General features: G+C 65.1%; 12 protein-coding genes. 2 read left to right on the forward strand and 10 right to left on the reverse strand.

Annotation, left to right across the window (positions count from 1 at the left end; all coding sequences use genetic code 11):
* Nucleotides 1-4: 4 nt before the first annotated feature.
* The 3 genes from fdnG to SA496_RS22835 all read right to left on the reverse strand — a co-directional run bounded on the left by fdnG (nt 5) and on the right by SA496_RS22835 (nt 6445).
* Entirely contained in the window at nt 5-3079 is a 3075-nt protein-coding gene (fdnG, locus tag SA496_RS22825; RefSeq protein WP_330114510.1) for a formate dehydrogenase-N subunit alpha, read from the reverse strand.
* A gap of 130 nt (nt 3080-3209) precedes the next feature.
* A complete protein-coding gene (locus tag SA496_RS22830; RefSeq protein ID WP_330114511.1) occupies nt 3210-5981 on the reverse strand; it encodes an ATP-binding protein in 2772 nt (923 codons plus the stop codon).
* Between the two features lie 8 nt (nt 5982-5989).
* Nucleotides 5990-6445 (reverse strand): TadE/TadG family type IV pilus assembly protein, encoded by a 456-nt coding sequence (locus tag SA496_RS22835; RefSeq protein WP_120654351.1) that lies wholly within the window; start codon nt 6443-6445, stop codon nt 5990-5992.
* Between the two features lie 113 nt (nt 6446-6558).
* On the opposite strand from SA496_RS22835, the gene SA496_RS22840 reads away from it, so the two are divergent.
* Together SA496_RS22840 and SA496_RS22845 are read left to right on the forward strand one after the other, a co-directional pair.
* A complete protein-coding gene (locus SA496_RS22840; protein WP_120654350.1) occupies nt 6559-7023 on the forward strand; it encodes a prepilin peptidase in 465 nt (154 codons plus the stop codon).
* Between the two features lie 132 nt (nt 7024-7155).
* Nucleotides 7156-7908 (forward strand): response regulator transcription factor, encoded by a 753-nt coding sequence (locus SA496_RS22845; protein WP_120654349.1) that lies wholly within the window; start codon nt 7156-7158, stop codon nt 7906-7908.
* 213 nt (nt 7909-8121) lie between these two features.
* Here the strand turns inward: SA496_RS22845 and SA496_RS22850 are convergent, their stop codons facing one another.
* Genes SA496_RS22850 through SA496_RS22880 form a run of 7 tightly spaced genes read right to left on the reverse strand, consistent with a single transcriptional unit; the run spans nt 8122 to nt 15071 of the window.
* A complete protein-coding gene (locus SA496_RS22850) occupies nt 8122-9822 on the reverse strand; it encodes a TadG family pilus assembly protein (RefSeq protein ID WP_330114512.1) in 1701 nt (566 codons plus the stop codon).
* A gap of 8 nt (nt 9823-9830) precedes the next feature.
* Nucleotides 9831-10106, reverse strand: coding sequence for a DUF3613 domain-containing protein (locus tag SA496_RS22855; protein WP_120654347.1), 276 nt, complete (start codon nt 10104-10106; stop codon nt 9831-9833).
* A complete protein-coding gene (locus tag SA496_RS22860) occupies nt 10103-10852 on the reverse strand; it encodes a tetratricopeptide repeat protein (protein ID WP_256660909.1) in 750 nt (249 codons plus the stop codon). Before SA496_RS22860 ends, SA496_RS22855 begins: the two co-directional genes overlap by 4 nt.
* Nucleotides 10849-11751 (reverse strand): type II secretion system F family protein, encoded by a 903-nt coding sequence (locus tag SA496_RS22865; protein ID WP_330114513.1) that lies wholly within the window; start codon nt 11749-11751, stop codon nt 10849-10851. Before SA496_RS22865 ends, SA496_RS22860 begins: the two co-directional genes overlap by 4 nt.
* A gap of 1 nt (nt 11752) precedes the next feature.
* The gene (locus tag SA496_RS22870) at nt 11753-12637 is read right to left on the reverse strand and encodes a type II secretion system F family protein (protein ID WP_330114514.1); all 885 of its coding nucleotides are present in this window, start codon (nt 12635-12637) and stop codon (nt 11753-11755) included.
* Nucleotides 12634-13905 (reverse strand): CpaF family protein, encoded by a 1272-nt coding sequence (locus SA496_RS22875; RefSeq protein ID WP_330114515.1) that lies wholly within the window; start codon nt 13903-13905, stop codon nt 12634-12636. Before SA496_RS22875 ends, SA496_RS22870 begins: the two co-directional genes overlap by 4 nt.
* Nucleotides 13902-15071 (reverse strand): pilus assembly protein, encoded by a 1170-nt coding sequence (locus SA496_RS22880; RefSeq protein ID WP_330114516.1) that lies wholly within the window; start codon nt 15069-15071, stop codon nt 13902-13904. Before SA496_RS22880 ends, SA496_RS22875 begins: the two co-directional genes overlap by 4 nt.
* Between the last annotated feature and the right edge of the window lie 6 nt (nt 15072-15077).

Here is a 15077-nt window from a genome sequence, read left to right on the forward strand (position 1 = left end):
CTCCTCATGCCTTTTCCACTTTCACCAGGAACGACTTGAACTCCGGTGTCTGCGTATTGCCGTCGCCGACGAAGGGAGTAAGCGTATTGGTGATGTAGCCGGGGCGCGCCACACCGGAGAAGCCCCAATGCAGCGGAATGCCGACCTGGTGCACGGTCTTGCCGTCCACGGTCAGCGGTTTCAGGCGCTTGGTCACCACGGCCACGGCCTTGATGAAGCCGCGGTTGGAGGAGACCTTGACCCGATCACCCGCCGCGATGCCCAGTTCCTTGGCCAGCACTTCGCTGATCTCGACGAACTGCTCGGGCTGGGTAATAGCGTTCAGCCGGCAGTGCTTGGTCCAGAAGTGGAAGTGCTCGGTGAGGCGGTAGGTGGTGGCGGCGATGGGGAAGTCAGCCGCCTTGCCGAACGCTTCCCAGTCACCCTTGAACACCCTGGCTGCCGGGTTGCTGGTGACCTTGGCGTGTTCCGGGTGCAAGGGGTTGCGCCCGATGGGGGTCTCGAAGGGTTCGTAGTGCTCGGGGAACGGGCCTTCGTTCATCTTGTCGAGGGCGAAGAAACGCGCCACGCCTTCGGGGTTCATGATGAACGGGCTCATGCCCGCTTCGGGCGCGACGTCAGCCTTGTAGTCCGGCACATCGGTGCCGGTCCAGACCTTGCCGTTCCACCACACCAGGCGTTTCTTCTCCGGGTTCCACGGCTTGCCGGAGGGGTCGGCCGAGGCACGGTTGTAGAGGATGCGCCGGTTCGCCGGCCAGGCCCAGGCCCAGCCGAGGGTCTGCCCCATGGCGTAGGGATCGGCATTGTCGCGGCGAGCCATCTGGTTACCGGCAGCGGTCCAGCAGCCAGCGAAGATCCAGCAGCCACTGGCGGTACTGCCGTCGTCGCGCAGTACGGCAAAGCCCGGCACTTGTTCGCCGGCCTTGAGCAGCACCGCTCCGGTGGCCGGGTCGGTGAGGTCGGCCAGGGCCTTGCCGTTGAACTCGCGAGCAATCTCATCCGGCCCTGGTTCATCCGGCCGCAGGTAGTTCCAGTCCAGCCCCAGGATCGGGTCAGGGAAGGCGCCGCCGTCTTTCGTGTAGGCCGAGCGCAGTCGATGCAACAGGCCGCCCATGATGGCGATGTCGGTACGTGCCTGCCCCGGTGGTTCGGCGCCCTTCCAGTGCCACTGCAGCCAGCGCCCGCTGTTGACCAGGGAGCCGTCTTCCTCCGCAAAGCAGGTGGTGGGCAAGCGGAATACCGTGGTCTGGATGCTGGCGGAGTCGACATCGTTGAACTCGCCGGCATTGCGCCAGAATTCGGAGGTCTCGGTGGCCAGCGGGTCCATGACCACCAGGTACTTCAGCTTGCTGAGGCTTTCAGTGACCTTGGCCTTGTTGGGGAAGGAGCCAATCGGGTTGAAGCCCTGGCAGAAGTAGCCGTTCACCTTGCCCTGGTGCATCAGGTCGAAGTAACGCAACACGTCATAGGCCGGTACATCGAGCTTGGGCAACCAGTCGTAGCACCAGTTGTTCTCGGCAGTGGCCGACTTGCCGAACCAGGACTTCATAAGGCTGACGTGGAACTTGCCGTAGTTCTGCCAGTAGGACATCTGCCCCGGTCGCACCGGCTTGGCCGCGCGTTTGTCGATGTACGCGGCGTAGTCCTGCTCGGCATCAGCCGGCAGGGTCAGGTAGCCCGGCAGGGAGTTGGAGAGCAGGCCAAGGTCGGTCAGCCCCTGGATGTTGGAGTGGCCACGCAGGGCGTTCATGCCGCCGCCGGGCATGCCGATATTGCCCAGCAGGAGCTGCACCATGGCGCCAGTGCGGATCATCTGCGAGCCCACCGAGTGCTGGGTCCAGCCCAGGGCATACATGATGGTCATGGTCTTGCGCGGGTTGGAGGTCTCCGCAACCTGGCTCCAGACCTTTTCCAGTTGTTCCTTCGGCGTGCCGCAGATGCTGCTGACAAGGTCCGGCGTGTAGCGGCTGTAGTGCTGCTTCATCAACTGGAACACGCAGCGCGGGTCCTGCAGGGTCATGTCGGCGCGGACGTAGCCGTCCTCACCCTTGGCGTAGCTCCAGGTGGACTTGTCGGGGTAGGCGCGCTTGGCTTCGTCGTAGCCGCTGAACAGGCCGTCCTGGAAGGTGAAGCCGTCGTTCACGATGAAGGGCGCGTCGGTGTAGTTGCGCACGTACTCGTGCTGGATCTTGTCCTGGCTGATCAGGTAGTTGATCAGTCCACCGAGGAAGGCGATATCGGTGCCAGTGCGGATCGGCGCGTAGTAGTCGGCAACGGAGGCCGAACGGGTGAAGCGCGGATCGACCACAATCAACCGGGCGTTGTTGTGCGCCTTGGCTTCGGTGACCCACTTGAATCCACAAGGGTGGGCTTCGGCGGCGTTGCCACCCATGATCAGCACCAGATCGGCATTCTTGATGTCGGTCCAGTGGTTCGTCATGGCTCCACGGCCAAACGTCGGGGCAAGACCTGCCACCGTCGGGCCATGTCAGACACGCGCTTGGTTATCGAACCCCAGCATGCCAAGGGAACGCACCACCTTGTGGGTGATGTAACCGGCCTCGTTGGAGGACGCCGACGCCGCGAGGAAGCCCGTGGTCAGCCAGCGGTTCACCGTCTGGCCCTGGTCGTTCTTCTCGACGAAGTTGGCGTCGCGGTCGGCCTTCATCAGCTTGGCGATGCGATCGAGGGCGTCATCCCACTCGATGCGCTTCCACTCGCTGGAGCCGGGCTCGCGAATCTCCGGGTACTTGAGTCGGTTGGGGCTGTGGACGAAGTCCAGCAGACCGGCGCCCTTCGGGCAGAGGGTTCCACGGTTCACCGGGTGATCCGCATCGCCTTCGATATGGATGATGTTCTGCGCGACGTTTTTCGCCGCGTCGCCCTGGCTGTACATGATCAGGCCGCAGCCGACCGAGCAGTATGGGCAGGTGTTGCGCGTCTCGACAGTGCGCGCCAGTTTGAAATGGCGCACCTGGTCGGCGAAAGCTTCCGGGGGCGCTACCCCCAGAGCCGCCAGGCTCGATCCTCCAAGGCCCACGGCACAGACCTTGAAGAACTGACGACGATTCATGTCCATCGTGTTCTCCCTCATCAGGCAGACGGTGCCTGCTAAATCGCCAGGCATATCCAATGAAAGGGTAGTCAGGTTCGGAGGTAATGCCACAGGGGCGACCAGGTCGGGATGTCGCATCGGGCCAGGCCAGTTGCTAACCGGCGACCACTGTGCCGCCTTCGACCAGGCGGGCATCCCCCGCTGATGCCTCGAGCAACGGCAGTGCGATACGGAAACAGGCCCCCTCGGCAGCATTCTCGACGCTGAGGCGTCCGCCCATCTGCTGGACGATGCCGTAGCTCACCGACAACCCAAGGCCAGTGCCCTTGCCCACCGGCTTGGTGGTGAAGAAGGGTTCGAAGATCTTCTCCAGCAAGCGCGGGTCGATTCCCCCGCCATTGTCCTCCACGCGCAGTTCCACCCAGGCACCGCGAGGCTCCAGCCCGACGATGATGGCCGGAGTGAAGTCCGGCTCCTTTTCCTTCTTGCTCAGCATCGCGTCGCGGGCATTGACCATGAGGTTGATCAGGACCTGTTCAAGCTGGTCGGCAAATCCGCGCACGGCGAAGCTTTGTTCGCCCAGGACGAGACGCACGTCCACGCCCTTGCCACGTAGCCCGTCGGAGAGCAGCGACAAGGCTCCCTCGACCGCCTGGCGTGGATCGAACAGCTGCTGCTCCACGTCCGAGCGTCGGCCGAAGACGCGCATGTGGTCGACGATGCGCGCCGCGCGCTGCACCTGGGCCTCGATGCGCAGCAACTTGTCGCGCAGGTAATCCACCTGCACCTCGTCGCTGGCCAGACGCTTGAGCACATTGGCCACCGCCATGCGCATCACGTTCAGGGGCTGGTTCATCTCATGGGCAAGGCCGGTAGCCATCTCGCCCAGAGTGGCCATCTTGGCGCCCTGGTAGAGCTGCTGCTGGGCCTTGCGCACCTCGGTGTTGTCGCGCCCAACCGCCTGAACTTCCAGAAGGCGGCCATGCTCGTCGAATACGCCACGGTCTGCCCAGATCCACCAGGCGTGCTCGCGGCCGGGCAACTGCAGGCAGATTTCGGCGGTGCTCACCGGCTGCTCCGGCGTGAGGCCGATCAGCCGCTCCTGGAAGGTCTGGCGCTGCTCGTCGGAGAGCCAGGCGCCGAGGTTGGTGCCAGCCACATCCTCCGGTCGACATTCCAGGTAGTCCGCCAGCGGCCGGTTGGCGAAGCGCAGCACCAGGTCGGGGGTGTAGCGACAGATCATCGCTGGCGAATCCTCCACCAGGATGCGATAGCGCTCCTCGCTCTCGCGCACTCGCTCGGCGGCCAGGGTGGCTTCCGTCACGTCCAGCCAGATGCCTACCGCCTCCAGGGGCTGGCCCAGTTCGTTGCGCAGCAGGCGGGCTTCGTCCAGCAGCCAGTGGTAGTTGCCCTGGCGGTCACGCAGGCGGTAGCGGCAGCTGACCTGACCCTCGCGCAGCAGGTTGCGGGTGCGGGTAAAGAAAATCTCGTGATCTTCCGGGTGGACACGTTCGGCCAGCCCTCCCTGCTGCAGCTCCGCCAGGGACCAGCCGAGCATTGGGCCCAGGCTGTCGCTGCAGAACTCCGGCAACAGTGCACCGTCGTCGTAACGCAGCACGTAGGTAACCGCTGGGGCACTGGCGATCAGGTTGCGCAGGCGTGCATGGGCGGCCGCCGCGCTGGCTTCCTGTGCCTTGATGTCACTGATGTCGAGCAAGAATCCGAACACCCGTGGCTGGGACGCCGGACCTTGTACCCGGGCCTGGAGCCGATGCCAGATCGCGCCCTCCTGCGCGCCCGGCATGTACAGGCGCACGCATTGGGTGAATCCCTGGCCATTCAGCTCGCTGGCGCGCAGCCGAGCGCGGAACTCGTCGCGGTCGGCCGGGTGGACCCGCTGCAACCAGTTTTCCAGTGGCAGCCGGTCCTGGTCGTCTGCCTGCCAGGCCCGCGCCAGCGCGGGTGCCAGCAATACCTCCCTGGAGGCGGGCAAGTACTCCCACCAGCCCGCGCCCAGCAGCCCTTGCAATGCATCCAGACGCCCCCCCTCGTGACGCTGGCTCTGCTCCCGCAGCCGCGTCAGCAGGGAGCCGGCGAGCTGCGCACAGATCTGCTGCCATTCGGCGTCGCCCAAGGCAGCATGGGGATCGGGTTCGAACGGTGCACAGAATAACCAGGCGCTGACACCGGTGAGTTCCACATAGGGCACCAGATAGGCCGGACCATCGCCCAGCAACGCGAATAGCCGCGGATGCTGCGACAGCTGGGACCAGTTCCAGCGTTGCGGGGCACGACCATGCAGATCGGCAAGTTCCTGCCCCAAACGCTGCCCTTCCTGCCAGAGGCCGGGCGCCCCGTGGCTGCGGTATTGGGCGTAAACCTGCCAGCCTTGCCCGCCCGGCAGGTACAACGCCAGTGCCATGCAGGGTACCCGCCAGCGCAAGGCGATCGCTTCCAGCAGCTCGTTGGCAACCTGCGGCAGCATGGCCGGGCTGGCCAGGCGCAGGTGCTCCGCTGCTTGCCCGGCATGGAGCAGCGCCTGTCGGCGCAGATCACCCGATTGCTGGTGCCGAATCAGGTCGCTGATATCCAGGGCCTGCAGCAGCCAGCCGTCACGGGTGGCGGTAAGCCAGCCGCGAGCGTGCAGCAAATGGCCGTCAGTGCAGATGAAATCCAGGTCGAGGCAATCGCTGCCCCATTGGTCCGGCGCCCCCTGCAACAGCGCTGCGCAGTGGCCACTGACGAAGCTCGAAAGCGGTAGGCTCTGGCCGCTGGCCGAACGGCCGAGACGCAATCCCAGGGCCCCGGCTATGCCCATTACTCGGCCCTGGGCGTCCAGCGCCAGCAGCAGGCTGGATGGGGTGCTGCGGGCCGCCTGGATCAAGGCCTGACTCGATGAGCCCAACTGTTCTGCCACGGTATCCATGCCCAGCCTCACGGATTCTGTACCCGAAGGCTGGACTGTGCCGCCAGCTCGGCCGGCAGGCGCGGCACCCGCCCGATCCCCGGCAGCACCAGGAAAGGCACGACCGGCCGGGTCTCATAGGGATAGGCAATGCGCACGGTAAGCACACCGCCGCTGAGGGTGACCGCCGGCGCTGGCAGGTTGCCGCGTACGCTGGCCGGCAACCAGGCGAGCTTCTGGGAGACCGCGGTATTGGCCTCGGCGGTGGCCAGCGTGAGGAAGTTAGTGGACTCGGGGTTGATCGAAACAGCACGGCGCACGGCATCGGCCGAGGCTTCATTGAAGGACTGCAGCATCAACAGCGGCAGGCAATAGCTGACCACGCCGTAGAAGATTGCGAAGAAGATGACGAAAACCAGGGAAAACTCGATCGCGGCAGCACCCTTCTGCTGCCTGGCGAAGCGCGGCGCAACCCCTTTTCTCATTGAAACCTTCCTGACTGGCGGCCGCACTGCGGCAGAAATACTCAGCTGCCTTCCAAAGAATCGGCTACACAGTGAGCAGCATAGAAGGACTTTTCGGACGCAACGGAAATTTCATGTCGGCCCTCCCCGTGCTTTTCTGGATCGCCCTTTGCGCCTTGCAGGACATCCGACAGCGGCGCATTTCCAACTGGCTCACCTTCGGCGGCAGCGCTGTCGCCCTGCTCTACCTGCTGCTGCGCGGAGAGACCCTGCTGGGCGCGACACCGAGCCAGGCCCTCGCTGCTGCCGGCCTTGCCCTGCTACTGACCCTGCCCGGCTGGTGGCTTGGCAAGCTGGGGGCCGCCGACGTGAAACTGCTGGTGGGCATCGCATTGTGCAGCAACAGCCTGTTCACCCTGTATTGCCTGGTCGGTGCCGGCCTTGCCTATCTATCCTGGGCCACCCTCTCGCGCCCGCTCTGGCCAGCGCTGCCCACGAGCTTTCGCCAGACACTCGCCCAGATCGCTCCGGAGCGCGTCCACCGCTACCCGTATGGCCCTTTCCTGTTTGCCGGCAGCCTGATGGCATTTTTTGTCTGACAAACAGCACAGCGGTGATATGAAAGTGCTATATCTTTCGTAAAGTGCTGCACCACCGTTCCAAATCCCGCGTGCCGGGTTGGGGGAGCGCAGGCATCAATGGCCCGTATCGCTCGCATTGGAAGGCTGAACATGGATTCTCAACCTTGCACCCTGCTCGTCGTGGACGACGATGAAGCCATAGTCGTCGAACTCCAGGAATTCCTCGAAAGTTGCGGTTACCGCTGTGTCGGCTGCACTTCCAGCCTCGACGCCCTCCGGCGATTTCATGAAGATCTAGACATCGGCATCCTGCTCTGCGACCTGCACATGCCGGAGCTGGATGGCATCGCCCTGGTCCAGGAAATAGAGCGTCAGAGCGCCAGCCGCGCCTTCGAAGCCATCATATTCACCGGCCAGGCCGAGCCTCGAGATGTGATAGAGGCGATGCGCGCCGGCGTCGCCGACTACTACCAGAAGCCCATCGATCCGGAGCACGTACTGCGCGCCGTACGCCGTCTGGAAGAACGCCTGCAACAGCGTCGCCACGACAACATGGAACTCGCCCTGCTGAACAGCAAGCTGCGCACCCTCGCAGAATCCATCGACGAGCTGTACCACGACATCAACAAACGCCGCCGCGGCCCCGTCGATCACAGCCCGCAGCCCTTGGAGTTCCAGGGCGTACAACCTCCGTTCGACAAACTCTCGCCGCGCCAGCTCGAAGTGGCCAAGCTCGTGGGCAAGGGCATGACCAACTACCAGACAGCCTGCGAACTGGGGCTGACGGAAAACACCGTGAAACTCTATGTGTCGCAGATCCTGCGGCTGACCCATATGCACAACCGCACCCAGCTCGCCCTGGCCATGGCGCCGCCAGCGCGGCGGCCGCAGATGGCGCATTGAGAGCTTGCGAGGAGACTTCGTGTCAGCTCCCGGGAAGGTAGGGCTGTTGGCTGGCCATCCCAATCGGGCACTGATCCTGTAGGGGCGAATTCATTCGCCAAGGAAGCCGAAGGTCTCCCCCCGCGCCCCGGCATCGCCCCGCGCCCTCAACCCAACCCTCTCGCAGAGAGAGGGGGCCGACGGTGGTAGACCGCGACCTGCCCCCATCTCGACTCAGAGCATCAACTGCGGCGCCGGGGTATCCAGGTCGAGCAGACGCACGTCGACATAGCCAAGCTCAATGCCGAGCAGCTTCAGGACAGGTTCCAGTACGACCTGGCCGAGAGAAGCGATCAGCGGCGTCAGCGTCGGAATCAAGGCATTCAGCGTCGGGGTGAGCAGGTAGCAAAGCAGTCCACATCCATTGAGCAGTTCGACATCCATGCTGCTGCTCAGCTGCGAAACGCCTTGGGAGAGTGATCCTGCAGCCGGTGAGGCTACTCGCTGCAGTTGAGGCAGCGGCTGGCTGGGCGTCACCGAGAAGTCCACGGGCGTCTGTTGTCCGGGGGCTATGTTGGCGGCTCCAGAGATGGACAGCAGGGTGCTGGGCAAAAGTGGAATATTGAGATTCACCCCCACGGGATTCACAGTCGGATTCGCGCCGCTGATCTGGCTGTAGCGCCCGAGCCTCAAGTCGGCGACTCCCGGCTTCGCCAGGATGGAAACCTGGCGGCTACCGGGCAGGATGCTTCCGCAGTCGATGGACTGAAGCGCAGCCCAGCCCTGGGCCACAGTCAGGCTCAGGGCGAGGTCCACCTCTGCCGCCACGACATTCACCTTCCCGCCCACTTCCAACCTTATCTGTGCCGTTTTCGCTTGCGTGCGCCAGTTCCCGTTTGCGTCGGTGCCGGGCAGCCCCACAGCCAGCTTTGGCGGTTCAATGACATAAAGCTTCAAGCCGAGATTGGCCAATCCCAGGTTCACCCCCAACGCCACATCCACCGCATGCGCCTTGTTGGCCAGAAACGCCAGGGCCGTGACGAGATCGAGGACGCTGAGATCGGTACGCAGCGCCTGCTGGCCACCGTTGACGGGTGTCACCACATCGAGGATGTCCGCCAGCTTCACCTCGGTGGCGCCGAGGGTCACATTCGTCAGGCTGTTCAGGCCGTTGCGCACGTCCACCGCCAGGGTTTCGCGGGCATTGGCGGCAGCGACCGTGGCGTCCAGCACCTGGTCGAGGGTCATACGGCTGTCCAGAAGTTGCTCCACATCGCCAGCGGAAAGGTCCACCTGCGCGGCCGACGGCAGATTGCGGTTGAGTTCCAGCAGATTCAGGCGAGCATTGGCCAGGCCCTGATAGGCGACGGCATCGAGGCTCAGGGTAGTGCCGAGCATTCCGCCCAGCAGCGAGTTGAGTACCGATGACTGCTGGCTGTCGAGGGAAGCCAGACCACTGCCCAGCGAAAAGGCGGCCAGGGCCGGACGCTGCGCGACAGCCTCGGCCTGGAGTATCAGGCGCTCCCCCCAGAGCCCACCCAGCACCAGGCTGGCCGGCACATCTTCAGTTGCGAGCACACGCACGGCTTCGGCACGGGATGCCGACGCCGTGAACACCCTGCGCTCCTCTGTGCCATTGAGGGTGACGTAGCCGAGGCCAACGCTGTTCTGACCTGCCCCCAGATTGCCGGCGTAGCCATGCCGCGCCGCAGCGGTGTTGGCCAGGGCCAGCACGTCGGAGGCCGCGGTAGTGCCGCAGAGTCCGGACCGTGAGGCGCTCTCCATGGCGGCCATATCCGCCACCCGCTGCAGTTTGCGCGTCTCGAAGTACAACCGCCCGGCATCGACGGTGAGAGCCAGCAGCATCATTGCCATCAGCAAGGTCGCAGTCGCCATCAGGCCAATGGCGCCGCGCTGTCGATGAAGGCTGCGCATGCCTGGCCTCACTGGTTCGACGAGCCGCTCTCCACGGTCATGCCGCTGCCGTAGTAGCGCTCGGGAATGGCGTATTTGAAGCTGTCCAGCCAGCGCTGGTTGGCCAGTTCACGCTCCGTGGCGCTGGCCGCCTGCGCATGGCGCGAGGCCTGGCTACCTTCACGCTGGATACTCAGCCACTGATCGCTGAGCCGCTGGCGTTCATGCCGCGCGTGGCGGGCATCTTCCGCCGCCTGCAAGCCAGCGCCGGCCCCCATGAGCAGGATTGCGATCCAGACTTTCATTGCCCCACCTCCTCGCCCGCAATAGGCCCGGACTTGTCTGCCTCGGCCAGCAGCGGTGCGTCAGCCGCTGCTGGTCGCGTCGCCAGCGGAGCCGACAGCCCCTGCTGCTTCATCTGCCGCGCACGCTCTTCGGCCTGGCGCACCAGATCGGCCGGCAAGTGCAAGCGCGATACCAGTTCCGCCGCCTGCTGGTACTCCTCCTGATAGAAGAACAGTGACAGCAGGTTCTGCGCGGGCAGTGGGTCGTCCTGGCTCAGTTCCAGGGCGGTCAGGAACTCGAATCGGGCATCCTCCACCCGCCCGTCCCGCAGCAGCACCAGCCCCAGGTCGTTGCGGACCCGGGGATCGGTGGGCGACAGACGCAGGGCTTCGCGCAACTGGTCCAGGGCTTCGCGCTGGTTGCCGCCGGCCGCCGCCAACTGACCCAGGCCATGGTGTCCCTCGGCCTCCAGACAGGTGTCCAACAGACTGCGATAGAGCGGCTCCGCTTCGCTGCGCCGCAGGCTGCGGTAGATACGGGCCTGGCGCAGACGCACCTCCGCCAGGCTGGACGGCAAGGCCTGGAGGTGCGCCAGGGCGGCATGGGCGCGACCCTCGGCGGCCATGTCCTTGGCCAGGTTCAACGCCAGCTCCTGGTCCTGGGTCGGCTTGCCACAACCGCCCTGCGCCAACCAATCGACCTGGACGGGCGAATGGGCGCAGCCACCCAGCAGCCCAAGCGCGCACAGCACAAGCATCCTGTTCATCCGGCTCCCCCCATTGCGCGGCTGATCGCCATCATTCCCGGGCCGCCCAGCACGAGCAGCAAGGCCGGAAACAGCAGCGTCATCATCACGACCGTCATCTTCCCGGAGAGCTTGGAGATGTACTCCTGCATCCGCGTGAGGCGACGGTCGTCCAAGAGTCTTTTCAGTGCCAGCAGCGACGCCATCGCGCCCCCGCCCTGGCGCACCAGTTGTTCGAGGATGGTGAAGCTGTCAGTCAGCTCGTCCACTTCCAGCAGGCGCGCCAGCTTGTCGAGTTCCTCGCCCAGTTCCAGTCCAGAGTCCACATGCTGAAGCACGCCGCGCAGCTCGGCGGTCAGCAGGGGCATCAGGTCGCGACCGTCCTGGCTCAGCACCCGTAGCGCCTGCTCCACTGTGAGACCTGCCTCGAAGAGAATGCGGACCATGGGGATGAATACCGACAGTTCCTGTTGCAGGGCGCTCTGGCGGCGCAGCGCGACCATCGCCAACACGCGCTTGGGTAGCAGCACGCCGCAGCCGGCGGCAATGAAAGGTACGAGCCAAGGATGCGCAGGCGGCTTGGCCAGCAGCGACTGCCACATCAGCGCGAGGCCCAGCAGCAGCAGCGGTGCAAGTAACTGGCACGCGAGGAACAGGGTGCGTCGGCTGGCGCGGCGCCAGCCAACACGGTTGAGCAGCACCTGAGTCTCGCTGTCCAGGCTGAGGTAACGACGTGCCAGGCGGCTGCCCCCCACGGCCCGGAGCATGCGTTGCCAGCGTTTGTCGGGCAGTTGTCCGGCAGCCTCGCTGCCCAGCAGCCGCTGGTAAACCCGCTGCTTGCGTTGCCGTTCACCTACAAGGCCCAGTGCCAGGGTGACTGCGGCCAGGCCCGTCAGGAGGGCGAACAACAAAAGCGCCATGTCACACGCTCCTCAACATGCGCCAGAGGATGAAACACCCCAGGACCTGCATGCCGAAGGCCGCCAGCAACATGCGCTGGCCACTGGCGTCCTGCCAGAGTCCCATCAGGTAGCCTGGATTGGCCGAGAGGATGTAGCCGGCCACGGACACCGGCAGCAGCGCCAGCACCAGGGCGGTGAAGCGGGTTTCGCCAGTCATGGCATGAAGTTGCCGGGCGATCTGCTCCCGCTCGTGGATGACCTTGATCAGGTTGCCCAGCAGTTCACTGGAGCTACCGCCGTAGCGGTGATTCACCCGTACGCCGAGGGCGAGGATACGCAGTTCCTCCTGTTCGAACAGGTCGCCCGCATCCTTCAGGGCGTCGGGCAGGCTGACACCCAGCTTCACATCCCTTGAGACCCGTGACAGCGCACCGTGCAGCGGCTCGGGAGAGGCATCGATGGCCCGTACCACGGCATCACCCAGCGTGCGCCCCGCGTGCAGGCTACGTACCACCTGGTCGAGCATCTGCGGCAACTGCTCCACCATGCGCCGCACTCGCCGCCCATAGCGCCAGCTCAGCCAGCCGCGCAAACCGAGCGGCAGCAGCAGCGCCACTGCGAGAGCGGCAACCCAGCCTGCAAGCAGAGCCGCCAGCATCTGGGCCGCCAGCCAGGTTGAAAGCAACAGGCCGATGCGTTCACGCGGCAGGCCAAGGCCCGCGCGCAGGAAGGCACGCTCCAGCCAGCCCGGTCGCGCAACGGCCGGGGCCGGCATTGCCAGGTCCTGCCCCAGGCGTTGCAACACGCGCTCTTCGCCGGACTGTCGCCAGCCCCGACGCGCCAGCGCCAACCCGAGGACCAGCAGCAGGCCGCCGAGCAGCCCTAGCAACAGCGGCCCGCTCATCGTCCACCTCCCACGGCCTGGCGCAGCTTCTCCCCGGCAGGATTGACCGCCTCGCTGATGAAGCGGCCACTGGAGCGGTCAAGACGGAACAGGCAGTTGGTCACGTAGACGTCGTCACGCACGCCCACCACCTCTACCACTTCGCTGACGCAGCGGCGGCCATTGGGCAGGCGGGTAAGCTGGATCACCAGGTCGAGGGCAGCGCAGATCATCTGCCGCAAGGTGCGCTCGGCCACCTGGCGACCTGTGAGTCCCACCAGGGTTTCCAGGCGCAGCAGCGAATCCAGCGCAGAGTTGGCGTGCACAGTACTCATGGAGCCGTCGTGGCCGGTGTTCATCGCCTGCAGCACGTCGAGCACTTCGACACCCCGGATTTCGCCGAGGATGATGCGGTCCGGGCGCATGCGCAGGGCGTTGCGAATCAGGTCGCTGGCCCCCACCTCGCCACGCCCCTCGGCATTCGGCGGGCGGGTTTCCAGGCGGACCACGTGGGGGTGGTTGAGTTGTAGTTCGGCAGTGTCTTCGATGGTGACCAGACGCTCGTGACTGTCGATCAACAGGCTCATGACATTGAGCAACGTGGTCTTGCCGGTTCCGGTGCCGCCGCTGACCAGGATGTTGCAGCGCTCGCCCACGGCGCGACGGATGAATTGCAGCATGGCTTCATCCAGGGACTGGTAGGCCAGCAGGTCGGAGCTTTGCAGCAGGTCCTTGCGGAATTTGCGCACCGAGATGCAGGGGCCGTCCAAGGCGATGGGCGGGATGATGGCGTTGACCCGGCTGCCATCCGGCAGACGTGCGTCGACCATCGGGCTGGATTCGTCGAGGCGCCGGCCGAGCGGCGCGAGGATGCGCTGGATCACCCGCAGCACGTGCTGGTCGTCGATGAAGCGCAGATCGCTCTGGTGCAGCACGCCCTCACGCTCGATGAAGATGCGGCACGGGCCGTTGACCAGAATCTCGGTGACGCCGGGGTCGCGTAGCAGCACCTCCAGCGGTCCGAAGCCGGTCAGTTCATCCACCAACTCTTCGGCCAGGCGCTCCATTTCGTAGCGCGACACTGCCAGGTGATGGCGGCCGACAAACTCCACCACCTTGTCGATGACGTACTGGGACACGGCTCCGCGTGCCCCTTCCAGGACGTTCACGCCATCGTCGTCAATGGCGTCGATGATGTAGCGGTGCAGCACCAGCTTCAGGCCCTGCGGGTCGTTATGGCCTAGCTGGGTATAGCGGACAGCGCCGCCGAAGACACTTTCGCCGCTCATGTCCGGACGCTCCACAGCCGTTGCCAGGACCGAGTCCTGGGTTGCTCGATGCAGGCCAGCCGCTCGCCCAGCTCGCGCAGGCGTTGGCTGAGGCGCTCGCGGGGCGCCAGTTCGAACAGGCTGCGTCCCTGGTTCTTGGCGTTCATTCGCAATTCGGGGCTGTTGGGCAGGACCTCCGCCACCGGTAGGTTGAAGGAGCGGGCCAGCACTTCGGATTCAGGCGCCACGCCACGCAGGTGGCGGTCTACCAGTAATTGCGCATGCTCCAACTTCACTCCGGCGTCGCGCCAGCGGCCAAGCAATTCAATGTTGCGGCGGCAATCCGGCACGCTCTGGTCGGTGCACCAGAGCAACCGGTCAGCGTTTCCGACGAGAATGCGCAGGGCCTCGCTGTCAGGTTGCCCGACCAGGTTCACCACGATGTGCTGGAAGTGCTGGCGCAAGGTTCCGAGCAGCAGGTAGAGCTCAGCGGCGTTGATCCGCTCCAGTGTCTCGCCACCCGCCTCCTGCACCAGCAGCCGCAGACCATCGGGGTGGCTGCCGAAGGCGCTGTCGATGAGCGCGGTGTCCAGGCGACGCAAGTTGCGCAGCGCATCGGCAAAGTGGAAGGACGCCTCCAGCCCCAGCAGAGTCAGGCTGTCGCCCTGGGGTTGGCCAAGGTCAAGCAACAGGGTGCGCTGGCCACATTGATTGATGGCCAACGCCAGATGCGCCGAAAGCAGTGCCGCGTCGGCATCCTGCTGGCGGCTGAACAGGGCGGTGAGGCGCCCGGCGTTGTGGGTCGGCATGACGCTCGGCAGCCGCTGCACCAGGCGCCGCACCAATCCGGCGACTTCACTGGTACGCGCCCCGTAGGCCACGAAGTCGCGAGCGCCCGCTCGCATGGCGTTGAGCACCAACTGGTTGTCCAGGCCATCGCCCATGGCCACCACCGCCAGCATCGGCCGTGCGCTCAGGGCGCCTTCGATCAGGGAGGTCTGGGCAACCAGGTTGTCACGGTCCAGGCCGATGAACAGCAGGCTGGCGCCAGTGACCTCGATCAGCCCGAGCAATTCGTCAAGGGCACCACGGCCGGCGCTGAGTACCTGGCCTAGCGGCATCAGGGCACCCTGTAACCATTCCAGGTCGGCACTGTTGCGGGTGAACGCGAGGAAGGTCTGGCTCATGGTGCC

This window comes from Pseudomonas sp. JS3066, assembly GCF_036328175.1.
Lineage (GTDB): Bacteria > Pseudomonadota > Gammaproteobacteria > Pseudomonadales > Pseudomonadaceae > Metapseudomonas.